This is a genomic window from Aureimonas sp. AU22 (genome assembly GCF_001463745.1).
Classification (GTDB): domain Bacteria; phylum Pseudomonadota; class Alphaproteobacteria; order Rhizobiales; family Rhizobiaceae; genus Aureimonas.
This window is the reverse complement of the sequence record NZ_BBWJ01000022.1, coordinates 25,047-47,988: the sequence shown is the minus strand read 5'-3', so window position 1 is coordinate 47,988 and position 22,942 is coordinate 25,047. Positions and strand designations below refer to the sequence as shown.

25 protein-coding genes, 1 tRNA gene and 1 pseudogene are annotated in these 22,942 nt (G+C 68.7%); 14 read left to right on the top strand and 13 right to left on the bottom strand.

Annotated features, from left to right (window positions below):
* Positions 1 to 16: 16 nt before the first annotated feature.
* The gene (locus tag AUL34_RS08580) at positions 17 to 802 is read right to left on the bottom strand and encodes a transporter substrate-binding domain-containing protein (RefSeq protein ID WP_061933214.1); all 786 of its coding nucleotides are present in this window, start codon (positions 800 to 802) and stop codon (positions 17 to 19) included.
* Between the two features lie 162 nt (positions 803 to 964).
* Here AUL34_RS08580 and AUL34_RS08575 point away from each other — a divergent pair, with 162 nt between their 5' ends.
* On the top strand, positions 965 to 1,375 hold the full coding sequence (locus AUL34_RS08575; protein ID WP_061933279.1) for a nuclear transport factor 2 family protein: 411 nt from the start codon (positions 965 to 967) through the stop codon (positions 1,373 to 1,375).
* Between the two features lie 7 nt (positions 1,376 to 1,382).
* Here the strand turns inward: AUL34_RS08575 and AUL34_RS08570 are convergent, their stop codons facing one another.
* Positions 1,383 to 2,135, bottom strand: coding sequence for a GntR family transcriptional regulator (locus tag AUL34_RS08570; RefSeq protein ID WP_244492492.1), 753 nt, complete (start codon positions 2,133 to 2,135; stop codon positions 1,383 to 1,385).
* Positions 2,136 to 2,403: 268 nt separating this feature from the next.
* On the opposite strand from AUL34_RS08570, the gene AUL34_RS08565 reads away from it, so the two are divergent.
* Positions 2,404 to 3,282: an aldose 1-epimerase family protein gene (locus AUL34_RS08565; protein ID WP_061933275.1), complete on the top strand. Its 879-nt coding sequence runs from the start codon at positions 2,404 to 2,406 to the stop codon at positions 3,280 to 3,282.
* A 40-nt stretch (positions 3,283 to 3,322) separates the two neighbouring features.
* On the opposite strand, the gene AUL34_RS08560 is transcribed toward AUL34_RS08565, so the two are convergent.
* Both AUL34_RS08560 and AUL34_RS08555 read right to left on the bottom strand, forming a co-directional pair.
* On the bottom strand, positions 3,323 to 4,648 hold the full coding sequence (locus AUL34_RS08560) for a sorbosone dehydrogenase family protein (protein WP_061933212.1): 1,326 nt from the start codon (positions 4,646 to 4,648) through the stop codon (positions 3,323 to 3,325).
* The gene (locus AUL34_RS08555; RefSeq protein WP_061933210.1) at positions 4,645 to 5,082 is read right to left on the bottom strand and encodes a DUF2231 domain-containing protein; all 438 of its coding nucleotides are present in this window, start codon (positions 5,080 to 5,082) and stop codon (positions 4,645 to 4,647) included. The genes AUL34_RS08560 and AUL34_RS08555 overlap by 4 nt, the downstream gene beginning before the upstream one ends.
* Positions 5,083 to 5,325: 243 nt before the next feature.
* Here AUL34_RS08555 and AUL34_RS08550 point away from each other — a divergent pair, with 243 nt between their 5' ends.
* Positions 5,326 to 6,144: a lytic transglycosylase domain-containing protein gene (locus AUL34_RS08550; RefSeq protein WP_061933208.1), complete on the top strand. Its 819-nt coding sequence runs from the start codon at positions 5,326 to 5,328 to the stop codon at positions 6,142 to 6,144.
* Positions 6,145 to 6,294: 150 nt separating this feature from the next.
* On the top strand, positions 6,295 to 8,007 hold the full coding sequence (locus tag AUL34_RS08545) for a methyl-accepting chemotaxis protein (RefSeq protein WP_082653245.1): 1,713 nt from the start codon (positions 6,295 to 6,297) through the stop codon (positions 8,005 to 8,007).
* A 98-nt stretch (positions 8,008 to 8,105) separates the two neighbouring features.
* On the opposite strand, the gene AUL34_RS08540 is transcribed toward AUL34_RS08545, so the two are convergent.
* From AUL34_RS08540 to AUL34_RS08525, 4 genes are all read right to left on the bottom strand, one after another.
* On the bottom strand, positions 8,106 to 8,285 hold the full coding sequence (locus AUL34_RS08540) for a hypothetical protein (RefSeq protein WP_061933206.1): 180 nt from the start codon (positions 8,283 to 8,285) through the stop codon (positions 8,106 to 8,108).
* Positions 8,282 to 8,467, bottom strand: coding sequence for a hypothetical protein (locus tag AUL34_RS08535; protein ID WP_061933204.1), 186 nt, complete (start codon positions 8,465 to 8,467; stop codon positions 8,282 to 8,284). The genes AUL34_RS08540 and AUL34_RS08535 overlap by 4 nt, the downstream gene beginning before the upstream one ends.
* Positions 8,468 to 8,540: 73 nt before the next feature.
* Positions 8,541 to 9,398 carry an MBL fold metallo-hydrolase gene (locus AUL34_RS08530; protein WP_061933202.1) on the bottom strand — a complete coding sequence of 286 codons (858 nt, stop codon included), beginning with the start codon at positions 9,396 to 9,398 and terminating at the stop codon, positions 8,541 to 8,543.
* Positions 9,399 to 9,414: 16 nt separating this feature from the next.
* Positions 9,415 to 9,804, bottom strand: coding sequence for a hypothetical protein (locus AUL34_RS08525; RefSeq protein ID WP_061933200.1), 390 nt, complete (start codon positions 9,802 to 9,804; stop codon positions 9,415 to 9,417).
* A gap of 333 nt (positions 9,805 to 10,137) precedes the next feature.
* On the opposite strand from AUL34_RS08525, the pseudogene AUL34_RS08520 reads away from it, so the two are divergent.
* A pseudogene (locus AUL34_RS08520) lies at positions 10,138 to 11,154 on the top strand (LLM class flavin-dependent oxidoreductase).
* Positions 11,155 to 11,179: 25 nt separating this feature from the next.
* Here the strand turns inward: AUL34_RS08520 and AUL34_RS08515 are convergent.
* The 4 genes from AUL34_RS08515 to aroA all read right to left on the bottom strand — a co-directional run bounded on the left by AUL34_RS08515 (position 11,180) and on the right by aroA (position 16,334).
* Complete coding sequence (locus AUL34_RS08515; RefSeq protein ID WP_061933198.1) at positions 11,180 to 11,779, bottom strand: N-acetyltransferase; 600 nt, start codon at positions 11,777 to 11,779, stop codon at positions 11,180 to 11,182.
* Between the two features lie 151 nt (positions 11,780 to 11,930).
* Complete coding sequence (rpsA, locus tag AUL34_RS08510; RefSeq protein WP_061933196.1) at positions 11,931 to 13,631, bottom strand: 30S ribosomal protein S1; 1,701 nt, start codon at positions 13,629 to 13,631, stop codon at positions 11,931 to 11,933.
* A gap of 262 nt (positions 13,632 to 13,893) precedes the next feature.
* The gene (cmk, locus tag AUL34_RS08505) at positions 13,894 to 14,538 is read right to left on the bottom strand and encodes a (d)CMP kinase (RefSeq protein ID WP_061933273.1); all 645 of its coding nucleotides are present in this window, start codon (positions 14,536 to 14,538) and stop codon (positions 13,894 to 13,896) included.
* A gap of 440 nt (positions 14,539 to 14,978) precedes the next feature.
* Complete coding sequence (gene aroA, locus AUL34_RS08500; RefSeq protein WP_061933195.1) at positions 14,979 to 16,334, bottom strand: 3-phosphoshikimate 1-carboxyvinyltransferase; 1,356 nt, start codon at positions 16,332 to 16,334, stop codon at positions 14,979 to 14,981.
* A gap of 249 nt (positions 16,335 to 16,583) precedes the next feature.
* Here aroA and AUL34_RS08495 point away from each other — a divergent pair, with 249 nt between their 5' ends.
* From AUL34_RS08495 to AUL34_RS08455, 8 genes are all read left to right on the top strand, one after another.
* Positions 16,584 to 17,015: a TIGR02300 family protein gene (locus AUL34_RS08495; protein ID WP_061933194.1), complete on the top strand. Its 432-nt coding sequence runs from the start codon at positions 16,584 to 16,586 to the stop codon at positions 17,013 to 17,015.
* A 159-nt stretch (positions 17,016 to 17,174) separates the two neighbouring features.
* Positions 17,175 to 17,250, top strand: a tRNA-Ala gene (locus AUL34_RS08490).
* A 378-nt stretch (positions 17,251 to 17,628) separates the two neighbouring features.
* Positions 17,629 to 18,684, top strand: a complete 1,056-nt coding sequence (locus AUL34_RS08485) for an acyltransferase (RefSeq protein ID WP_061933193.1) — start codon at positions 17,629 to 17,631, stop codon at positions 18,682 to 18,684.
* 277 nt (positions 18,685 to 18,961) lie between these two features.
* A complete protein-coding gene (locus AUL34_RS08480; protein ID WP_061933192.1) occupies positions 18,962 to 19,171 on the top strand; it encodes a cold-shock protein in 210 nt (69 codons plus the stop codon).
* A gap of 272 nt (positions 19,172 to 19,443) precedes the next feature.
* Positions 19,444 to 19,938: a DUF4142 domain-containing protein gene (locus tag AUL34_RS08470; RefSeq protein WP_082653244.1), complete on the top strand. Its 495-nt coding sequence runs from the start codon at positions 19,444 to 19,446 to the stop codon at positions 19,936 to 19,938.
* A 76-nt stretch (positions 19,939 to 20,014) separates the two neighbouring features.
* Positions 20,015 to 20,512 (top strand): ferritin-like domain-containing protein, encoded by a 498-nt coding sequence (locus AUL34_RS08465; RefSeq protein ID WP_061933186.1) that lies wholly within the window; start codon positions 20,015 to 20,017, stop codon positions 20,510 to 20,512.
* Positions 20,513 to 20,552: 40 nt separating this feature from the next.
* Positions 20,553 to 21,434 (top strand): manganese catalase family protein, encoded by an 882-nt coding sequence (locus AUL34_RS08460; RefSeq protein ID WP_061933184.1) that lies wholly within the window; start codon positions 20,553 to 20,555, stop codon positions 21,432 to 21,434.
* Between the two features lie 253 nt (positions 21,435 to 21,687).
* The gene (locus tag AUL34_RS08455) at positions 21,688 to 21,978 is read left to right on the top strand and encodes a hypothetical protein (protein WP_061933182.1); all 291 of its coding nucleotides are present in this window, start codon (positions 21,688 to 21,690) and stop codon (positions 21,976 to 21,978) included.
* 93 nt (positions 21,979 to 22,071) lie between these two features.
* Here AUL34_RS08455 and AUL34_RS08450 read toward each other — a convergent pair whose 3' ends face one another.
* Positions 22,072 to 22,302: a hypothetical protein gene (locus AUL34_RS08450; RefSeq protein WP_061933180.1), complete on the bottom strand. Its 231-nt coding sequence runs from the start codon at positions 22,300 to 22,302 to the stop codon at positions 22,072 to 22,074.
* Positions 22,303 to 22,429: 127 nt separating this feature from the next.
* Here AUL34_RS08450 and AUL34_RS08445 point away from each other — a divergent pair, with 127 nt between their 5' ends.
* A complete protein-coding gene (locus AUL34_RS08445; protein WP_061933178.1) occupies positions 22,430 to 22,930 on the top strand; it encodes a hypothetical protein in 501 nt (166 codons plus the stop codon).
* Positions 22,931 to 22,942 lie beyond the last annotated feature (12 nt).

The following is a 22,942-nucleotide window of genomic DNA, read 5'->3' as shown; positions in this document are numbered from 1 at the left end:
GTTCGGAACCGCCGCGTCAGAGCTTCGGCGCGTCGAGAACCTTCACGGTCGAGGTCGCGGCATCGGGCTTGGTGCCGAACCACTTCTCGTGAAGCTGGGACAGGAAGCCGTTGGACTTCATTTCCGTGATCGCCTTGGTGGCCTCGGCAACGAGCGGCGAGTCCTTGGCGAACATCACCGAATACTGCTCGCCGGTCGGGATGCGCTCGACCACGGCGTATTGCGGCTTGTCCTTGATGTAGTAGGCGACGGCCGGAATATCGGAGATGTAGCCGTCGATGCGGCCGGCGGCCAGATCCAGCATGGCCGGCGACAGGCCCTCGAAGCGGCGGATCTCGGAGAGGCCGAGGTCCTTTTCGTGCTGCGTGGCGTAGATGTCGCCGGTGGAGCCGGTGTCGACGCCGACGACCTTGCCGGAGAGGCCCTTGAGGCCGGTGATGCCGGAGTCCTTCAGCACCGAGAGCGACTGGTCGCTGTCGTAGTAGGGTTGGGCGAAGGAGACCGACTCCAGCCGCTTCTTGGTGATCGTGATCGAGGAGATCGCGGCGTCGATGCGGCCGGACTGGACGGCGGAGAACAGGCCGTTGAACGGGATGTTCTCGAACTGGACGTCGTCGTAGCCCATGCGCTTGGCGGCTTCCCGGACCAGCTCGACCTCGAAGCCGACGGTCTCGGACTTTTCGTCCTGGAACTCCCAGGGCACGTTGCCGATGTTGGCGCCGACGGTCAGCGACTTGGCGCTGGCAGGTCCGGCCAGGGCCAGAAGGGCTGCGGCCATGGCGGCCAGTTTGAAGCGGGTCATGTCGGCTCCTGAAGTGGGGTGGGAACGGAATCGCGGCACGGCGGATGGACGGCGGCGCAAGGCTGCGCAAAGATTGAACACATCTTCGCACTGCACCACACCGGGCAATCGTATGGACTGCATGCGGACTTGAAAAGAGGGAAAAGCGAAATGGACCTCAAAATGCATACAGTTTCGAATGGGGACGCGACTGACCCCGCCGCGATCGTGCGTGCCTATCTCGAAGCCTCGATGGTGCCCGATCCCGACCGGGCGGCCGGCTTCATGGCGCCGGGCTGCACCATCACCTTCACGGGCGGGCGCGTGTTCGATCACCCGAGCGGGCCGACGGCCGTCAATGCGGCGCGCTACAAGTGGGTGAAGAAGCGGATGGGGCGGTTCGACGTGGCGCCCGGTCCCGATGCGACCGTGGTCTATTCGATCGGCCATCTCTTCGGCGAATGGCCGGACGGAACGGCCTTCGACGGCAACCGCTATGTCGATCGCTTCGAGGTGGTGGACGGGCGCATCACCAGGATGGACGTCTGGAACGACAGCGCGGAATGGATCCTCGACCCGGCACTGCGCCGCTGACGGCGCGTCAGCCGTCCGTCGCGACCCGCTTGCGACGCGGCGGCGGCGCCTCCAGCTGCGCATAGGGCGCGAGGATGTCCATCAGGTCGCCCCGCGCCTCCGGCGCCTTCAGGAGGGCGCGCTGCGCTACCTGGTCGAGATGATGCGCCATGAGTTCGCCCGCCCTCGCCTCGTTGCCCGCCTCCAGCGCGGCGAGGACCTCGCGATGCTCGGAAATCGCGCATTCCGAGGAATGCGGGCGACCGAACGTCGCGAGCGACAGGCAGGAGCGGTAGGCGGTTTCTCTGACATAGCGCGACAGGGTCGGTCGCCCCGTCATCTCGGCCAGCCTCACGTGGAATTCGGTGGCGAGGCGCAGCGAGGCGGCGTCCGGGCCGCCCCGCGCCGCTTCCTCCGCCTCCACATGGGCCGCAAGCTCGGCGATCTGGCGGGGAGTCAACCGGCCCGCGAGACGGCGGACCACCAGCCGCTCCAGCTCGATGCGCATGTCGAACTCGTCCCGCGCATCCTCGAACGAGGGCGTGGCGACCACGGCGATCCGGTTGCGGCGCAGCTCCACCAGGCCCTCGGACGCGAGCTGGCCGAGCGCATGGCGCGCCAGCGTGCGGCTGACCCCGAAGCGCTCGCCGAGCTGGTCCTCCGGCAGCTTGTCGCCCGGCGCCAACGCACGCTCCAGGATCGCGCGCCGGATGGCGCGGCAGATCACGGAAGCGCGGTCCGTGGCCTCGCCCCTGTCGTCCGGGATGGTTTCACTCGTCACGCCACAAACCCATTCACCATCCGCAGCCTCGACTGCGAGCTGCCGACATCTTCCGCTCGAAATTGCATACAGATTATCCGTCGAAGACAGGAAAGCGCAACTTTCCCGGAATGTCATCAGCGACGGACATCCGAACGACCAGGCCGCAGCGTCGCGGACGGATCCCGAAGACCGCGGCGGGCTCCCGCACGGCGGCCCGGCGGCCGCATAGACCCTGTCCTCGACGCGCGGCTTGGCGTAGGGGAAGTGCTCCAGAATGGGAGCGCGCATGAGCGACCGGATCACCCTTCAATCGAACGAGCTGTCGGCGGAGATCGCTTTTGTCGGTGCGGAACTCTCCAGCCTGAAAGATCGGGACGGCGACGAGCTTCTCTGGCAGGGCGGTCCCGAATGGCCGCGCCGGTCGCCGGTCCTCTTCCCGATCGTAGGCCGCCTGGCCGGCGATACGCTGCACCATGCGGGCCGGCCCTACCCGATGACGCAGCATGGCTTTGCCCGCGACGGCGAGTTCCGGCTCGTCGAAGAAGCGCCCACGCGCGCCGTCCTGCGCCTCGAGGACGACGCGCAGAGCCGCGCCCGCTACCCCTTCGCCTTCCGGCTCGACATGACCTACGAGATCGAGGCCGCGACGCTGAAGGTCACGGCCGAGGTGACCAATCCGGGATCGCAGGTCCTGCCCTTCGGGCTCGGCGCCCATCCCGGCTTCCGCTGGCCGCTCGTCGATGGCGTGGCCAAGGGCGACCACGCCATCGAATTCGACGGTGTGGAGACGGGCGAGGCGCTCTCGGTGCGGAACGGGCTCCTCGGCCCCGTAAGGCGCATTCCCCTCGAGGGTCACGTCCTGCCGCTCTCGGAAGAGCTGTTTGCCGCCGACGCCCTCGTGCTGCCCGATGTCGCCAGCCGCTCGGTGCGCTACGTCGCACGGGCGGCGGACGGCTCGGTCGAGCGCGCTCTCCTGTTCGCCTGGGAGGGCTACCGCGACCTGGGGCTCTGGTCGAAGCCGACCGGCGCCGCTTTCCTGTGCATCGAGCCCTGGTATTCGATGGCGAGCCCGGAGGGCTGGGACGGGGAGTTCGCCGAGAAGCCGGGCATCGTGCATCTCGCGCCGGGCGAGAGCCGCGCCATGACGTGGCGCGTCACCGTCTAGGCTTGCCGACGGGCGGGGGAGCGGCGCCGGCCGCTCCCGCTTACCGCGCGGGCCGCAGAGACGCTTGCGCCGGCTCGCCTTGCGCGATGCGCCAGACGGTGTTGGACAGATCGTCGGCCACGAGAAGGACGCGCTTCTGCGCATCGAACGCGACGCCGACCGGACGCCCGCGGGCCTGACCGTCGCCGGTCAGGAAGCCGGTCGCGAAATCCACCGGCTCGCCGGCCGGCCGGCCGTCCTGGAACGGCACGAACGCCACCTTGTAGCCGGACAGGTCCTGACGGTTCCAGCTGCCATGCTCGCCGATGAAGGCGCCCTGGCCGAAGGTGCCGCCGAACCCGCCGTCGGTGGCGAAGGACAGGCCCAGCGCGGCCACATGGGAGCCGAGCGCGTAGTCCGGCGCGATCGCCGTCTCGACGAGATCGGGCCGCTGCGGCTCGACGCGCGGGTCGAGATTCTTGCCCCAGTAGCTGTAGGGCCAGCCGTAGAAGGCGCCGTCCTGGACCTGCGTCAGGTAGTCCGGCACGAGCTGGGGCCCCAGTTCGTCGCGCTCGTTGACGACGGCCCAGAGCGCACGGCTCGTCGGCTCGATCGCCAGCGCCGTCGGGTTGCGGATGCCGCGCGCGATGGTGCGGCGGGCCCCGGTGGCGCGATCGATCTCCCAGACGACCGCCCGCTCTTCCTCCACGTTCATGCCGCGCTCGCCGACATTGCTGTTGGAGCCGATCCCCACGTAGAGCTTGGAGCCGTCGGCGCTGGCAGCCAGCGATTTCGTCCAGTGGTGGTTGATCGCGGACGGCAGCTTGGCCACCTCCTCGCCCGGCGCGGTGATCTCCGTCTGCCCTTCCTCGTAGGGAAAGCGCATCAGCGCTCCCTGGTTCGCGACGTAGAGGAAGCCGTCGACATAGGCGAGGCCGTAGGGCGCATCGAGATCGTCGATGAGAACGGTGCGCACCTCGGGCTGGCCGTTGTTGTCGGCATCGCGCAGGAGGGTGATGCGGTTGCCCCCGCTTCCGCTCGAATTGCCCCGCTTCTTGATGACGCCGGCGATGATGTCCTTCGGCCGGAGCGCCGGCGCATGGCCGCCGCGCCCTTCGGATACCAGCACGTCGCCGTTCGGCAGGATCAGCATCTGGCGCGGGATCGACAGGTCGCTGGCGAAGGCGGTGACGGTGAAGCCGTCCGGAACCGTCGGCGCCTCGCCGTTCCATCCGGCTGGCGTCGCGATGTTCATCGGCGGAACCAGCGTCTCACGGATGGCGGGCAGGTCGGGTTGCGCGCCGGTCTGGTTCAGGCCGGGGTCGCTGCCCTCGCAGCCGGAAAGGGCGAGCGCCGCCGCCAGCGTCGTCCAGAGAGCCTTCGTCATCGAACCATCTCCCATCGCGCGACCCGCGAGAACATCATCCAGCCGGCGACCAGCGCGAGAAGGGTCGCGGCGGCCGAGAGGCCGAGGCCGGTCATGCCGACCGAACTCCAGCCGTCGCGTGCATGGTGGAAGGCATCGACGAGGCCGACCGCGAACATCGCGGCAAGCACCACGACATAGGCCAGGCGCCGCGCGCCGCCCGGCCGGCGAAGGAAGCGCAGCCAGTCGACCAGCCCCCACAGGAGGGCAAGGCCACCGAAGACGAGGGCGCCCGCGATCGACCAGCTGGCGAAATTGCTCCACTGGATCTCGGCGCTTCCCAGATACGCCGCATCGGCCGCCAGCGCCGTCGTGAACAGCGCGACGGGGAAGCTGAGGACGATGCCGTGCAACCCGCTCGCGAACGATCCCGAGGCTTCGCTCGTACCCGGCATACTCGACACTCCTTGCACATCTGGTCGTCGATCCGACCCGCGAACGCGCGCATACGCGTTGCTCCGGTGGGCCAACTCCTCGGAAAGCTATGGCGCGAACCCGCCTTGGTAAGGCCGCCTTCCCGAACGAGGCGTCGGCACACCACGGCGAGAATTGCCGGCGCCCGTCTATCTCGGGGCAAGGCAAGGCCGCTAGGTCTTGTCGAATGACACGGCGCCAGCCGGAGGAACCGACGCTTGCGCATGATTGCCGCCCTCGCCACGCTGGCGCTTGGTCTCGCCGGTGCCGGCGCCACCGCCCGCGCGGACGAAACGTCGCGCGGCGTGATCTGCGGGCTGATCGACCGCGCAGCGGCGGACCATGCGCTTCCGCCCTCCTTCCTGACACGCCTGATCTGGCGCGAAAGCAGCTTTCGGCCGGACGTGCGCAGCCGGGTCGGGGCGCAGGGGATCGCGCAGTTCATGCCGGCGACAGCGGGCGAGCGCGGCCTGGCCGATCCGTTCGACCCCGAAGCGGCGATCCCGGCATCGGCTCGCTACCTGTCCGAGCTGCGCGGCCGGTTCGGCAGCCTGGAACTCGCGGCCGCTGCCTACAATGCCGGCCCGGGGCGCATCGCACGGTGGCAGAACGGAGAGGCCAGCCTTCCCGGCGAGACGCTGGCGCATGTGCGCTTCATCACGGGCGTGAGCCTTTCAGAGGGCGTCGGCGCGAGCCCCGGGAACGACGCGTCCGCCGACTGCCTGACGACGCTCGCCGCGATCCAGACGGGGAGCCCGCCGAAGACCCGCAGCGCGCTGGCGGAAGCGATCGCGCCCTGGGGCGTGCAACTGGTGGCCGGGCCGAACAAGGCGCGGGCCCTCGACGCCTACCGGTCGCTGCAGGGACGCCTCGGCACGCTTCTGCGCGACCACCAGCCGGTGGTGCTCACCACGCAGCTCGGCGGCCGGGGACAACGGTCGTACTACCGCGTTCGCATCGCCTTCCCGGATCGGGCCTCCGCCACCCGCCTGTGCGGACGGATGCGCGCAGCCGGCGCGGCGTGCCTGACCACGCGCAACTGATCGCGGACCCCCCGGCTGCGACCGGTCGACGGAAAGCCGCCGCCTATCTCCCCACGGGCGGCGATATCCACATCATTAACCACACGGCAATTTTACGCGATCAGAATGCAACCCCGGCGCGCGCCTCGGACGCGGCGATGGAGGGATGACATGACATTCGCGATCTTCGGCAGTTCGCGCGCGGCGACGATGCGCATGGCGCTCGAAGGTCTCAACGCCAACGTGATGCTGGCCGACGCGGACCTGCGCATCACCTTCGTCAACGCGACCCTGACGGAACTCCTGCGCGAGGCCGAGGCCGACCTGCGCAAGGAACTGCCGAACTTCTCCGTCGCCACGCTGATCGGCAGCAACATCGACATCTTCCACAAGGCCCCCGCCCACCAGCGCAAGCTTCTCGCCGCGCTCCAGTCGCGCTACAGCGCCACGATCCGCGTGGCCAACTGGAGCTTCGACCTGATGGTGACGCCGATGCGTCGCGACGGGCGGCTCCTCGGCTTCTGCGTCGAATGGGCCGACGCCAAGGAGCGTCTCGCCAACATCGACTTCACCGCCCAGATCGCGGCGATCAACCGCAGCCAGGTGGTGATCGAGTTCCGTCCCGACGGCACGGTGCTGACCGCCAACGAGACCTTCCTGAAGGCGTTCGGCTATCAGCTCGGCGAGATCGTCGGCCAGGAGCATGCCCTGTTCGTGGATCCCGCCCACCGCGCGAGCGATGCCTATGCGCGGTTCTGGGGCGAGCTGCGTGGAGGCCGGTTCCAGAGCGGCGAGTTCCGCCGGAGGGCGAAGGGCGGCGGGGACGTCTGGATCCAGGGATCCTACAATCCGATCCTCGATGCGAAGGGTGCGGTCGCCAAGATCGTGCAGTTCGCCACCGACGTCACGCCGCGGGTCAGGGCCGTGAGCCAGATCGGCGGGGCGCTGGGAGCGCTCGCCGAAGGCCGGCTCGACCAGGAGCTCGATGTTCCCCTCACGCCCGAGCTCGACCAGCTGCGGCTCGACTACAACCGGGCGCGCACGACGCTCGGCGACACGATCCGCGAGGTCCAGGGCGCCTCGACCCGGATCGCCGAGGGCATGTCGGAGATCGCGGTGGCGGCGGGCGATCTCGCTCAGCGCACCGAACAGCAGGCCGCGGCCCTCGAGCAGACGTCGGCCGCGATCGGTCAGGTGAGCCAGGGGGTGCGCGAAACCACGAGCGAGGCGACCCAGGCGCAGAAGACGGCGAGCGTCGCCCTGCGCAACGCGCAGAAGGGCGAGGAGATCGTCGCGTCGGCGATCAAGACCATGGGCGCGATCAAGCAGTCGTCCGACATGGTGGGCAAGATCATCTCGGTGATCGACGAGATCGCCTTCCAGACCAATCTCCTGGCCTTGAACGCCGGCGTCGAGGCGGCACGTGCGGGCGAGGCAGGCCGGGGCTTTGCCGTGGTCGCCCAGGAGGTCCGGGGCCTCGCCCAACGTTCGGCGGAAGCGGCGAAGGAGATCAAGGACCTGATCCAGGCGTCCGGCGGTCATGTCGAGGCCGGCGTCGAACTCGTCACCGCGACCGGCCGGAGCATCGAGGAGATCGTCGCGCAGGTCGGCGAGATGAGCCGGGTGGTGAGCGCCATCGCGCAGAAGGCACAGGACCAGTCGATCAGCCTGTCGGAGGTATCGACCGCCGCCAACCAGGTCGACAAGGTCACCCAGCAGAACGCCGCGATGGTGGAGGAGACCACCGCCGCCACGAAGGCGCTGATGACCGAAACCGCCAAACTGTCCGAGCGGGTCGGCACCTTCCAGACCGGTGGCGCACCGGTCGCATCGCTATCGGCCCAGCGCGCGTCGGCACGCCGCGCGATGGGCGGTCGACCCTGAGGCCGGACGGGCGGGCGGCGTCGACGAGCCCGCCCCGGCGCCGATCGAATGGCGTAGGCGACGACCGCGCCTCGAGCTGAGCGGCCGCCGCTTCGGCGCTACTCGGCCGCCGGTGCGCCGTTCGTGGCGGTGCCGCGCTCGTTGGACGAACCGGCGCTGCCGGTCGGTCCGTCGCCGCTCCCGGCCTTCTGACCCGCCGAACCATTGCAGGCGGCCAGCGTCAGCGCCGCCGAGAGCGCGAGGGCGACGCGCAGCGCGTGGGATCCCCGGCAGCTCATGACGGGTGTGCCTCGCTCTCGTCCTCGCCCGCGCCGCCGATCGCGGCTTCGATACGGGACGCCTCCTTTTCGTCGACCTCGATTGGGCGGCCGCTGTCGTCGGGCAATCCTCCTGCCGTCTGACCGATCGAGGCGTCGCGCGGCCGGTCGTTCATGCCGTCGGTGATCTTGGACTGGTTCATCGCCTGTCTCCTTGTTTCCGCAAGTGAAACGCGCGCGGCCCGTGTTGGATGCCGGGCCGTTTCGTCGCGCCGTTCAAGGCGTGGGCGGCGCCGCTGCCTGCAGGTGCGCGGGCGGGGCGATCTCCTCGAAGTGGTCGGCCAACCGATGTAGCGCGCCTCGCATCAGCGGGCCCGCCATGGCGCGCCCGTGGCCGGTGACGAGAAGCTCGGGGTCCAGCGCCGCCAGATCGCGCGCCGAGTGGGCGGCGGCCGTCCAGTCCGGCGTGAAGTATCGTGGCGGCCCGTGCATTTCCGCAGTCTGGGCGGCCACCTCGTAGGCCGATTCCTGGCCGGTCGTGATCACCGCGTCGCCGGCGACCAGCGTCCGGTCCGTCGCGCGCCAGAGCGAGACGTGGCCGGGCGTATGGCCGGGTGTGTGGAGCCAGCGCCAGCCGGGCAGCTCAGCGATCGTGCCGTCCTCCGGCAGCGCCCGCAGCCGGCGCGAGACGTCGACCGGCGAACGGGGAAACAGCGGAGCCAGCTTCGGCATGATGCCGCCGTCCGCCTTCGTGTCGGGCGGAGGATAGCTTTCGCGACCGTCCAGGAACGGGTGCTCCAGCGGATGGGCGAGGACGGGCGCTTCCCAGGCGTCGCTCAGGGCCTCCAGTGCGCCGATATGGTCGAAATGCCCGTGCGTCTGAAGGATCGCCGCGGGGCGCACGCCCGGGCCGAAACGGGCGCCGGCGGCCGCAACGATCGCCTCGCGTCCGCCGGTGATACCCGTGTCCACCAGAACCCAGCCCCGGTCGCCGGCATTCGGGTGGCCGATCAGGACGACGTTGACGAGCGCGGTCCTGAGATAGGCGAGATCGGGGCGCACCTCGTGGAGATGAGCGGGACCAGCGCGCTCGGGTGCCAGCGCCTCGTCGGAAAGTGGGATCTGAACCGTCATCGGGAAAGACTTTCCATCAGTTCGTCTCGTCGCCCTGAAGCGCGATGCAGAGATCGAGAGCGGTGATGGCCGCCACCATCGCCAGCGCGCCGCCGCCGCCCAGGCGATGCGGGTTGTCGGGGCGAAGCGTGGGCGCGAGCACGGCGAGATCGGCCATGTCGCCCGCGACCCGACCCCAGACCATGGCGACCGGACGGCGGGAGGCGAGGATGGCGACGCCGGTCGCGATCTCGCGCCAACCGAAAGCGCGCACGAGCCCCGCCGGGGCGGGCAAACCCGTCTCCTCGCGCAGGCGGCGGGGGGCGGCGAGTTCCAAGAGGCCAAGAGCGATCGAGAACCATCCGAGGCCTCGGGCAAGGATCTGTGCGTCGGTGTTGGGGTGTCTGGGTTCACGCGAGCGATGCATCGGTCGTCTCCTTTCCGTCCCGGGGAAAGGGCGGCGGGGCCCGATGCGTTCGCCGGGAAATCCTTGGGCGGCTGCAGACAGGAGCCCATCCGGTCCACTCGGGTCGCCCGGACGGGCTCGGGAGTCCTGTCCGGCGCACTCTCCGGACGCGAGAGCCGACGCAGCTTTCGCGGGGAATATTCTTGCGGCGGAAGGGCACGGTTTGGAGACGCTGAGGTCACCATCCGACGGCTCGACTCACGCCTTCGATCGGCGCAGGAACGCTTGAGCGCCGGCCGTCAGACCCAGACCGGCCCGTTATCCGGTCCCGCGAGGCCGCATCGGAGATTGCTCGTGAAGAAGATCGGCTTTCTGTCCTTCGGCCACTGGTCGCCCTCGCCGCGTTCGGGCACGCGCTCGGCCCGCGACGTCCTCCTCCAGTCGATCGATCTGGCGGTCGGCGCCGAGGCGCTGGGCGCGGACGGCGCCTATTTCCGTGTCCACCACTTCGCCCGCCAGCTGGCCTCGCCGTTTCCGCTCCTGGCAGCGGTCGGGGCGAAGACGAGCCGCATCGAGATCGGCACGGGCGTCATCGACATGCGCTACGAGAACCCGCTCTACATGGCGGAAGACGCGGGCGCGGCGGACCTTATTTCCGGCGGGCGCCTGCAGCTCGGCCTCAGCCGCGGGAGCCCCGAGCAGGTGATCGAAGGCTGGCGCCATTTCGGCCATGTCCCCCGGCCCGGCGAGAGCGATGCCGACATGGGCCGCCGCCACACCGAAACCTTGCTGGAGGTCCTGAAGGGGGAAGGCTTCGCCGAGCCGAACCCGCGTCCGATGTTTCCGAACCCGCCCGGCCTCCTGCGCCTCGAACCCCATTCGGAGGGGCTTCGAACTCGCATCTGGTGGGGCTCCGCCTCCGATGCGACCGCCGTCTGGGCGGCCGAGAGGGGCATGAACCTTCAGAGCTCGACCCTTAAGGCCGACGAGACGGGCGAGCCGTTCCACGTGCAGCAGGCCCGGTAGATCCGCCGTTACCGGGATGCCTGGAAGGCCGCCGGTCACGCGCGGGAGCCGCGCGTTTCCGTGTCGCGCTCGATCTTCGCGATCACGAACGATCTCGACCGCGCCTATTTCGGAGGCGACACGTCGCACGACCAGGTCGGCGTCATCGACAACATGCGCGCCGTGTTCGGTCGCTCCTATGCCGCCGAGCCCGATCGGCTGGTGGAGGAGCTCCGGCGCGACGAGGCGATCGCGGAGGCCGATACCCTGCTCCTCACCGTGCCCAACCAGCTTGGCGTCGACTACAACACACACGTCATCGAGGCGATCCTGCGCCACGTCGCGCCGGCGCTCGGCTGGCGCTGACGGTCTCTCGCTTCGGACAGGGCGGCTATTCGAAGATCGGGACGTGCGGTGCCGCGTCGCGGGGCAGAAGCCCGGCAAGGCGGGGGTCGTCGTTGATCTCGACCTCTTGGCGCACCGGCTCGAAACCCGACCGCGCGTAGAAGGCCAGCGCGCGCGGGTGATCCATGGTGTTGGTGTGGAGCCAGAGGCGGGTCGCGCCGGCACCGAAGGCGGCCTCGATCGCATGGTTCATCAGGCGGCGCGCCGCGCCCGTCGCCTGCCGGCCCCGAGTGACGCCGAAATACTTGATCTCGCAGGTGCCGTCCCCGGCGGACCAGTCGAGTTCCAGCAGCCCCTCCAGCCGCCCGTCCACCCGCTCGCCGAAGATCTGCGCGTCGGGACTGGCGAGAAGCGTCTCCAGATCCTCGCGGCTCATGACGAGACGCGTCAGCCAGAGGTAGTCCTGCCCGACGCGGCGGAAGAGATCGAGATAGTCGTCGGCCGAAATGTCCCGAAGCGACACGATCTCGCCGTCGATTCCTGCCGGCACGGGGCGAGGCGGCGCAGCCGCGCGCATTTCCAGCGTGGTCGCGATCGCCGCGATCTTGCCGCGGCCGATCGGGGTGAAGCGTGTAGTCTCGCTCATGGGGGTCCTGCTGCCTCGATGGGTCCCCGGCGGATGCCACGGCGCTTACGGCGGGGCAAGGCCCGACAACGAGAAGGCCCGCGCCGATGCCTCGGCGCGGGCCTTCCTGTTTCACGTGAAACGGGCGGCGGGAGCCGCCCGGTTCCGATGCTTACTCGGCGTCGCGCTTGTTCATCGCGGCGGCGAGGATGTCGCCGAGCGAAGCGCCGGAGTCGGTCGAGCCGTACTGGGCGACCGCTTCCTTCTCCTCGGCGATCTGCAGCGCCTTGATCGACACGCCGACGCGACGCGCCTTCTTGTCGAACTGCGTGACGCGCGCATCGACCTTCTGGCCGACCGAGAACTTCTCGGGGCGCTGGTCGTCGCGGTCGCGGCCGAGATCGTTGCGACGGATGAAGGCCGAGAACTCGGTGTCCAGGATCTGGACCTCGATGCCGCCCTCGTTCACCGACGTGACCTCGCAGGTGACGATCGCGCCGCGGCGCAGGTCGCCCGCCTCGGGAGCCGAGGTGATGGCGTCGCCGCCGACCTGCTTGATGCCGAGCGAGATGCGCTCCTTCTCGACGTCGACGTCGAGAACCTGGGCGCGCACGGTGTCACCCTTGTTGAACTCGTCGATGACCTGCTCGCCCGGACGCGACCAGTCGAGGTCGGACAGGTGGACCATGCCGTCGACGTCGCCCTCGAGGCCGATGAACAGGCCGAACTCGGTCTTGTTCTTGACCTCGCCCTCGACGATCGTTCCCACCGGGAACTGGTCGCGGAACGCTTCCCAGGGGTTCTGGAGCGTCTGCTTGAGGCCGAGCGAGATGCGGCGCTTGACCGGATCGACCTCGAGCACCACCACTTCGACTTCCTGGGAGGTCGAGAGGATCTTGCCGGGATGGACGTTCTTCTTGGTCCAGCTCATCTCGGAGACGTGGATCAGGCCTTCGATGCCCGGCTCCAGCTCGACGAAGGCGCCGTAGTCGGTGATGTTGGTCACGCGACCGGAGACCTTCACGCCCATCGGGTACTTGACGCCGATGCCTTCCCAGGGATCCGCCTCGAGCTGCTTCATGCCCAGCGAGATGCGGTGGGTTTCCTGGTTGATGCGGATGATCTGCACCTTCACCGACTGGCCGATCTGGAGGATCTCGGTCGGGTGGTTGACGCGGCGCCAGGCCATGTCGGTCACGTGCAGCAGGCCGTCGATGCCGCCGAGGTCCACGAACGCACCGTAGTCGGTGATGTTCTTGACCACGCCGTCGACGATCTGGCCTTCCTCGAGGTTCTGCACGATCTCCGAGCGCTGCTCGGCGCGGCTCTCTTCGAGGACCGTGCGGCGCGACACGACGATGTTGCCGCGGCGCTTGTCCATCTTGAGGATCTGGAACGGCTGCGGGGTGTTCATCAGCGGGCCGACGTCGCGGATCGGACGGATGTCGACCTGGGAGCGCGGCAGGAACGCCACGGCGCCGTCGAGGTCGACCGTGAAGCCGCCCTTGACCTGGTTGAAGATCTGGCCTTCGACCTTCTCGCCGGCGTTGAACTTGACCTCGAGCTTGACCCAGCTCTCCTCGCGGCGCGCCTTGTCGCGCGACAGGACGGCTTCGCCGAGCGCGTTCTCGATGCGCTCGACATAGATGTCGACGACATCGCCGACCTTCAGGGTGGACTCGCCGCCCTTCGAGCCGAATTCCTTGAGGGCGACGCGGCCCTCGACCTTCAGGCCGGCGTCGATGACGGCCATGTCCTTCTCGATCGCGACGACCGTTCCCTTGACCACGGCGCCTTCGGCGACATCGTTCTCATGGAAGGACGCTTCGAGAAGCGCGGCGAAATCGTCGCGCGAGACTGCTGCGTTGGACATTCGTTCTCCTTGGGACCCCGCCTCTCTGCAAGGACTGGGGCATCGCGCCGGGGGTTCGTCGCTTCGGGGCCATCCGGCCGGTTCCGCCCCCGGCCGCCCCGCGCGTTGCGGGTCGGCTGGCGGCACGGGAGACCCCGACCTTTTGCGGCGGGAAACCCGTTTCGGCGCGAGGAACCGGCGGCCGGCGGTGAATTCAGATCTTGAAACGCGTGCGATCCACCCGACGCCCGGCCCCGAAGGCCAGTCGATGGGCGGTTGCGCGCTACGCTCCGTTCCGTCGATGTAGCGACGCGTCGACGATGCGACAAGCCGCCTGGAACGCTTCCTCTATATCGAGTTCGCTCGTGTCCAGCAAGGCGGCGTCGGGGGCCGCCCGGAGCGGTGCCGTGGCGCGGCCCGTGTCGCGCCGGTCGCGCGCCAGCACCTCGTCGAGGATCGTCTCGTAATCCACCGCGCGGCCCTTGGCGTGGAGCTCGTCCGTGCGGCGCCGGGCGCGCACTTCCGGACTGGCGGTGACGAAGATCTTCGCCTCGGCCTCCGGGCAGATCACCGTCCCGATGTCGCGCCCGTCGAGCACCGCGCCGCCCGGGCGACGCGCGAAGCCGCGCTGGAACTCGGTGAGCGCGGCGCGCACCGGCGCATGGACCGCGACCCGCGAGGCCAGTTCGCCCGCCTCGCGCCCGCGCAGGGACCCGTCGTCGAGAATGGCCGGGTCGAGCGCCAGGGCGACCGTGCCCATCGTCGCCCCGTCGTCGAGATCGAGGCCGCGCTGGGACGCCACGCGCCCGATGGCCCGGTAAAGGAGGCCGGTGTCGAGATAGGCGAAGCCGTAATGCGCGGCGAGGCGCTTGGCGATCGTCCCCTTGCCGGCCGCCGCGGGCCCGTCGATCGCCACCGTGAAACCCATTTGCGTGCTTTCCGTCCCGTCCTCGCCGAAGCCTTCCCTTGTGAAGCCTCGCGCCCCGAAGCTCAACGGATCGTCGCGCGTCGCGGCGAATTTCCCCATGCACGCAAAGAGCGTGCCGAGAAGGCGCCCCATCACGAAGGGGATCACGACGAAGAACAGGATCGCCGCGAGCGAGCCGAGGAACCAGAGGACCGACAGGCCCGCTGCCAGCGTCCGACTGCCGGCGGCAAGCTGCCATTCGGGAAGGTCCGGGCCTGACAGGCGCAGGGCGAGCGCACAGCCGAGGACGGCGGGCCAGACGAGCTTGGGCGCGGCCGTGGCCACGACGGAACGGCCGCGCGCCAGCGCCGCCGCCTGCAGGCGGCCCGCGAAGGAGCGGGCATAGATGAAGGCGAGCGGCGCGAAGAAGACGAACGCCAGGAGGCCGGCGAGCCAGCCGTTCACCGGGCAGCGGGCTCCAGGCTGCCACCGAGGCCTGTCACCAGCCCCTCGAACTCCGGAAAGCTCGTCGCGATCATGGTCGCGTCGTCCACCGTGACCGGGTTTTCCGATGCGAGGCCCATCACGAGAAAGCTCATGGCGATGCGGTGGTCGAGATGGGTTGCGACCGTGCCGCCGCCGAGCCCCTTGCCGTCCGGCCGGCCCGTCACGGCGAGCCAGTCGTGGCCCTCCTCGTGCGCGACGCCGTTGGCGGCAAGACCGGCGGCCACGGCCGCGAGGCGATCGGATTCCTTGACGCGCAGCTCCTCCAGCCCCTCCATCCGCGTCTCTCCTTCCGCAAAGGCCGCGGCGACGGCGAGCACCGGATACTCGTCGATCATCGCCGGCGCGCGCGACGCCGGCACGGAGACGCCGCGAAGCGCGGAATGGCGCACGTGGAGGTCGGCGACGTCCTCGCCGCCCGACACGCGTGGGTCGAGGATATCGATCGCGGCGCCCATCTCGCGCAACGTCTCGACGAGGCCGGTGCGCGTCGGGTTCATCAGCGCGTTCTCGATCACGACGTCCGAGCCCGGCACGAGGAGCGCGGCGACGACGAGGAAGGCCGCCGAGGACGGATCGCCCGGGACCACGAAGTCCGGCACGCCCCTGAGCTCGCCCTGGCCCTCGAGGCGGATGGTGCGCACCCCCGCCCCGTCCGTCTCAACGGAAACCGCGGCGCCGAAACCCTCCAGCATCTTCTCCGTGTGGTCGCGCGTCATCACCGGCTCGATCACCGTGGTGATGCCCGGCGCGTTGAGACCGGCCAGGAGCACGGCCGACTTCACCTGCGCCGAGGCCATGGGAACACGGTACTGGATGGGGGCGGCGACGCGCGGGCCCCGCAGCGAAAGCGGCAGGCGATCCCGCGAGCGGGCGAGCACCTGGACCCCCATCTCGCGAAGCGGGTCGAGGACGCGCCCCATCGGCCGGCGCGACAGGGACGCGTCGCCCACGAACGTCGTGGTGAACTCGTAAGAGCCGACGAGACCCATGGTGAGGCGCGAGCCCGTGCCCGCATTGCCGAAGTCGAGGACGCCCTCGGGCTCCAGCAGCGCGCCGTTGCCGACGCCATCGATGACCCAGGCGTCGCCCTCCTGCTCGATCCTGGCGCCCATCTGGCGCATGGCGCGGCCCGTCGCCAGGACGTCCTCCCCCTCCAGCAGGCCGGCGACGCGGGTGCGTCCGCTCGCCAGGCCGCCGAACAGGAAGGCGCGGTGCGAGATCGACTTGTCGCCCGGCACGCGCACCCGGCCCCGGAGGGCGCCGTCGCGCCGGCTGGTCAGGGGGCGGGGATGGGAAGCGTGGGCGGTCATGGAATCCTCGGACGGGGTGGGCGGCAAGGCGACGGGGCGGCGGGACCGCCGACGGTTCGGCGCAAGGCCCTATCATGCGTCGGGCGGGGCGTCACGCGCGGGCGGCGCCGTGCTTTGACAAGCCGGGGCCCGGGACGCTAAGGGACCACCGATTTTTCCGCGGGAACGATCGGCTCCGCGCCGGTTTGTCCCGACGATCCTCGAACGGTCGCGTCCGCGGCCCTCCCCTCCCCTCCGCGAGGCCTCCCCATGGCAAAACCCGAACTCGGCACCAAGCGCATCGACCCGGAAACGGGCCGCAAGTTCTACGACCTCAACAAGGATCCGATCGTCTCGCCCTTCACCGGCAAGACCTATCCCCTGTCCTTCTTCGAGACCGTCAAGGCGACCGCCGCGCGGGTGAGCCGCAAGGCGGCGGAAGAGGAGGAACAGGAGGAGGTCGAGGTGACCGAGGTCGCCGACACCGATGAGGAGACGGTGTCGCTGAACGAGGTGGCCGAGGACGAGGACGGCGGCTCGTCGAACGATCTGCCGAACGTCGACGGCAACGAGGACGACGACGTCATCGACGACGACGACTCGGACGACGACGACGACACGTTCCTTGCCGACGACGAGGACGAGGACGACGACATGACGGACATCATCGGCGGCGGCCGCGACGACGAGGACGACGCCTGAACCCGCAGAGGTTTCGGGTACGAGGGGGCGGCGAGGGGAAATCCTCCCGCCCCTTCTTTTTTCGCTTGATCTCCGCGCGGCGTTGGCATACCTAGCCGCCACACCGGTCGCGGGGCCTGCCCAAGGGTCCCGACGGAATGTCCGCCTGACGGCGGCGATGGGGCCATAGCTCAGCTGGGAGAGCGCTACAATGGCATTGTAGAGGTCAGCGGTTCGATCCCGCTTGGCTCCACCACTTCTCAAATCATCAAGCGACGACATCGATTGCGGAGAAGCGGTTCGCCGCCTGCGGATCGTACTTGGACCTTTCCAAGATGGCGGCAACGCCTCTCCTTTCGGCTCTGGTCTGCATGCCTCCGCCGCTGCGAAGGTCCGTGGATCTCGTCGCGTCCCCGCGAGGGCGGGGTGAGGCGGCGCCGGACGCCAGCCGGTTCCGTGGTTTCCCCTTCATCGCCACGGGACGCCGGACCGAGCGCACAACCAATGGTGGGCCTGATCCTCGTCTTCGATCTTCGATCGGGGCATCGCCGATAGCCGGTCGGGCGAATAGCGGCTAAAGGCTCGCTGCGTGTTTCAGAGGCGGAGCCGAGTCTTGTTGCCCTTCCGGTCCCCCATGCTTTCCCACTACGACGGACAAAGACGCAACAACTTCACGATCATGCGTCTCGCGTTCGCTCTTCTCGTCCTGGTGGGGCACTCCTATCCCATCAGCGGCAACGGCTACGATCCCCTATCCAGCCTCATGCAGAACATGTGGATCGGCGAGGCGGCCGTCCTGGGGTTCTTCACGATCAGCGGCTTCCTGATCACGGCGTCGTTTCAGAACCGGCCCATCGGCGACTTCATCGCGGCCCGCATCCTCAGGCTGTATCCCGGCTTCATCGTATGCCTGATCGTGGTCGCGATGATCCTGGGGCCGATCGACAACACGATGTCGCTTCGGGAGTATTATTCCAACCCCCATGTCTACTGGTTCGTCTGGGAGAACGCACGGATTTGGGACCTCTACTACAATATCCCGAACCACGCTCCGGATAACCCGTTTCCGGGGGCGACCAATGGTTCGACCTGGACGCTCCCGGCCGAATTGCTGTGCTACGTCACGGTGCCCGTGGCAGGCTTCTTCGGTGCGCTGGACAGCCGTCTTCGCGCCAATGCAGGTCTTCTCCTCCTGGCTGCGGTCGGTTGGTTCGCCTATGAGAGCGTGCCCGTCTTCGGAGCGTACGAGCGGTTCGACCGACCCGCGGCGGCGTTCCTCGTCGGCGCGGCATTCTGGATCAATCGCGACCGCATCCCTCTCAACCCGATCCTTGCGGCCGGTGCGCTCGCCCTGATCTTCGGCACCAACGGGACCTGGCTCTGGTGGCCCGGCTACATCGTGGGAAGCTCCTATCTCGTCTTCTTCCTCGCCTATTGGGTCCCCGCGTTCGACATGGACCGCTATGGGGACTTCTCCTACGGCATCTACATCTACGCGTGGCCCATTCAGCAGCTCGTGTGGTGGAAAGGGCAGAGCGGGCTGGTAAACGCCCTCTGCGCCCTGCCGATCGTGACGGCGCTGGCGGTGGCGTCCTGGTTCCTGGTGGAAAAGCCGGCTCTCCGGCTCAAAGGCGCGCTGGCCGCGGCCGTGGCGGCCCGCCCGTTGCGCGCGCAGCGCTTGGCCCGATGATCTTCAGCGGAGGACTTGCGCGGAAGAGCCTTGGAGCGGCGTGGTTCCGCAAGAGCGGGGTCTCGCCGACCGGCGGCGAAAACGCCGTCGGATGTTTATTCGGGACAGGCGTTGCCAAAGCAAGGTAGACGACGTATTCTCTAGCCATCGAACTTTGTCAGTCGATCAATTTCCCGGCGCCTCGTCGCCCGAACGATCCTCTTTTGCACTGTCGATTTCTGCATCGCTGCGCATTCGGCGCATCGAGCATTTTGCTTTGTCTGGAAAGGGCATCGTCATGGCTAACGGAACCGTCAAGTTCTACAACGACACCAAGGGTTTTGGCTTCATCGCACCGGACGAGGGCGGCAACGACGTGTTCGTGCACGCTTCCGCACTGGAGCGTTCGGGCATGCGCGGCCTCGCCGAAGGGCAGAAGGTCAGCTTCGAGGTCGTCGCCGACCGTCGCTCGGGCAAGAACGCCGCCGAGAACATCAAGGCCCTCTGAGGTCCAGCGTTCCGCTTCCATGACCGCGGATGTATCGGCATGAAAGACGGAAAGACGCAAAAGGAAAGGCCGGGCATCGCCCGGCCTTTCTTCGTTCTGGGCATGCCTCGCAAAGACGCTTAGCGAGCCATGTTTACCCGGCGAACTATATCCGTCCCGTCGTGACGAAAAAATCCTGACGCCAGCCAATAAAGCTCTAGCCCTTCCTTTGGAACATCAGTTGTCCCTGCCGCTTTCTGAGCCAAGACGCTCGATCGGAAAGGACATCGATCATGAACAGACGACAGCTCGCGGGTAGTTTCCTTGGAGCCGCGGTCTTCAGCGCCGTGCCGGGCTTGGCGCTGGCCCAGGCGAGGGCACCCTCCGACCGGATGAAGATGCCCATCCTGATGGGCGGCGACTTTTCCACCGCGACCAGCCGGCTCGCCGCCCGGATGGCGCAGAGCCCGGCCGTGCGCGAGTTCGCCAAGCTCGAGATCACCGAGCAGGCCGCCGTGGCGCAAGCCTTCGGCGCGCGGCCCGGTGCAGCGGGGCTCCGCCCGGACCAGGCCGCGATCGTCGCCGGACTCGACGCCGCGCGCGGTGCACGCTTCGACATGATGTATGTCGAGGGACAGATCGCGGGACACCGCGAGCTTCTCGCGCTTCACCGCCGCTATGCGCGCAGCGGTTCGGACCCGATGGCGCGCGGCGCTTCGCTCGTCGGCGTCACCGGCATCGAGACGCACCTCTTCCTTCTCGAGAACATCAAGCGCCAGATCGCCTGATCGCGCTCACCGTTTCCTGCCGCCCGTCGACGTGATGTCGGCGAGGCAACGCTCTCCATCAGACGAGGATCATCCGATGGCCAAGGAAAAGACCCTGAACGACGCCTTCTACGAGACCTTGAAGGACGTCTACTTCGCCGAGAAGGCGTCCGTCCGCGCGCTGAAGAAATCCGCCAAGGCGGCGCAGGCCGACGCCCTGCGCCAGGCGTTCGAGACCCATGCCGAGGAAAGCCAGGGCCAGGTCGAGCGCCTCACCCGCGTCTTCGAGATCATCGGCAAGGCGCCGCGAGCCAAGACCTGCGAGGCGATCCAGGGCCTCACTGCCGAGATGGAAGAGGATCTCGAGGACTTCGGCGACACCGATGCCGCCGATCACGTCCTGATCGGTTGTGCCCAGGCGATCGAACACTACGAGATCGCGCGCTACGGCCTCCTGAAGTCCTGGGCCCTCAAGCTCGGCCACGACGAAGCGGCCGACCTCCTCGATCAGACGCTGGAAGAGGAGAAGAAGACCGACGCGCTCCTGACCGAGGTGGCCGAGAGCCTGACCTACGAGCGCCCCAACGCGGCCTGAACCACCACCGCCATCCCCCCGCAAAAGAAGCGACCATCCCATGTTCTATACCGACGGCAAGCTGCAGTATCCCGTGCGCGTCGAGCGCCCCAACCCGCATTTCGCCAGAGCGCTCCAGCAGGCGATCGGCGGCGTCGAGGGCGAGATCCGCGTCGCCCTGCAATACATGTTCCAGGCCTTCGGCGCGCGCGGTCCCGCCAAGTACCGCGACATGCTGCTCAACACCGCGACGGAAGAGCTCGGCCATATCGAGATGCTGTCGACCGCCGTGGCGCTCAATCTCGAAGGCGCGCCGCTCTCCTTCCAGGAGGAGGTGTCGGCCGACGCAATGGGCGGCGCGGTGCTGAACGGCCTGGACATGCGCCATATCCTGTCGACGGGCCTCGCCGCCCTGCCCTCGGACGCCAACGGCGTGCCCTTCGACGCCTCGCACGTCTACGCGTCCGGCAACCTCGCCGCCGACATGTACGCCAACGTCACGGCGGAGAGCTCGGGGCGCGTGCTCGCGGTGCGGCTCTTCAACATGACCGACGACCCCGGCATGAAGGACATGCTGAGCTTCCTGATCGCCCGCGATACGATGCACCAGCAGCAGTGGCTGGCCGCGATCGAGGACATGGGCGGCGCCGTGGAAAACCTGCCGATCCCGAACTCCTTCGCGCAGTCGCAGGAAGCGGGCGAATACTCCTATGCCTATTTCGGGCACATGGTCGACGGCACCATCCCCGAGGGTCGCTGGAGCGCCGGGCCGTCGATGGACGGGAGGGGCGAGTTCTCGGCGATGAAGTCGGAGCCGATGGGCGGCAAGCCCTCGCTCGCACCGGCGCGGCCCGACGGCGGCGCGCAGGCCGCGCAGAGTTCGAAGTCCGGCGCGACGGGCCTCCTCGGCCAGGTCGAGGGCGCGATCGAGCGCAACCTCTGACGGGGCGGGCTTTCCCACCCGACTAGGGCATTTCCAGCGAGAGCCGGGTCGGCTTTCGCCCGCGGACAATGCGGCGAACCAAGGCGCTGGAGTTCATCCGGTGAACCGAAGTTCACGGGATGGGCTCCAGGCGAGAACCAAGGGGCGGCGGGCGCTGGAGATGGCGCCCGCCGCCCCTTGCCGTCCGCGGAGCGGCCGTTATGGATGGGCCCCAGGCCGGCGCAGTCCGGCGCGACCTGCAAGGACCCGATCCATGGCGACTTCCGACGACACGATCCGCGTGATGGCCGGCGCGGTGATGAAGCTGCAGGCCCAGCTTCAGGCACAGGATCTTCTCCTGCGCGCGCTCTATGCCGAGCGCGCCCTGCAGCGCGGCACCTTTCCGCATGAGGCGGCGGAGGAGGTGCTCGGCCTCGGTGCGGCGCTGGCCGGCGCCGAGGACGAGGATTTCGAGGGGCACGACCGGCACATGGCCGACGTCCGCGCCGCGCTCAACGCCTTCGCCATGACCTTGAGGGCGCAACTCGACGAGAGCCGTCTCTAGACGGGTCAGGCGACGCCCTGCAGCAGTGCTGCCGAGGGGGACCCGCGCTTGGGATGGCAGGTCGGCGGCGAGATGCCGCCGGCCTGCCCTTGTTCAGACCACCGTGCCGAGTGTCTCGTCCGCCTCGCGGTCGGGATCCTCACCCGAGGGCGCGACGTCCCGGTCGACCGCGAGCCCCGTGCCTGCGGTGCCGCCCGTGCCGGTCTGCGGCGTGCCGTTGCCGGGGTTCTCGGAGGTCTGGTCGAGGGGCTGGCGTGCGATGTCGCCGATCCCTCCGCCGTGCGCCGCCTCGTCCGCGTCGTTCGTGCGTTTCGTGTCCGTCATGTGTGCCGTCTCCTTTCCAGGAAGAGACGCGTCACGCCGGCTCGCGTTCCGGCGATACATTTTGGCGCGACATGATCGACGCCGCGCGCGATGCCCCTACTTCCCTCTGGACGTGTGGGAGGCCTTCATGAAACGTCTTCTGGTGCTGGGCTTGGCTCTGGCGGGATTGTCGGGCTGCGTGTCGGACTATCCGGTCTACGACGACTACCCCGTCTACGACAGCCCGCGCCCGCGCATCTACGATGCGCGGCCGGTGGTGATCTACGAGGACCGGTATCGTCCGCGGCCGAACTACCGCTACGATCGCGGCCCCCAGTGGCGCTACGACCGGCGCGACGACCGGCGTTACGGGCGCTACGACCGGCCGGGCTATCGCGAGGACCTGCGCCCGGGGCGGCCGCGCTTTGATCGTCCGCAGCGCCCGCAGCGTTACGACCGCCCCGTTCCGCCGCCGCGCCTCGAGCGGACGTCGCTTGCCGACGACCCGCGGCTGACGCCGTCCGGGGTCCGCCCCGGTCCCTGGGCGAGGAACGAGAGCCGCGTCGGACGCCCCGTCAACGAGCGCGCCCTGCCGCCCACGGCCCCCGGCCGACCACGCCCGTATATTCCGCCGCAGCCGGCGAACTAGGGCATCATCCGG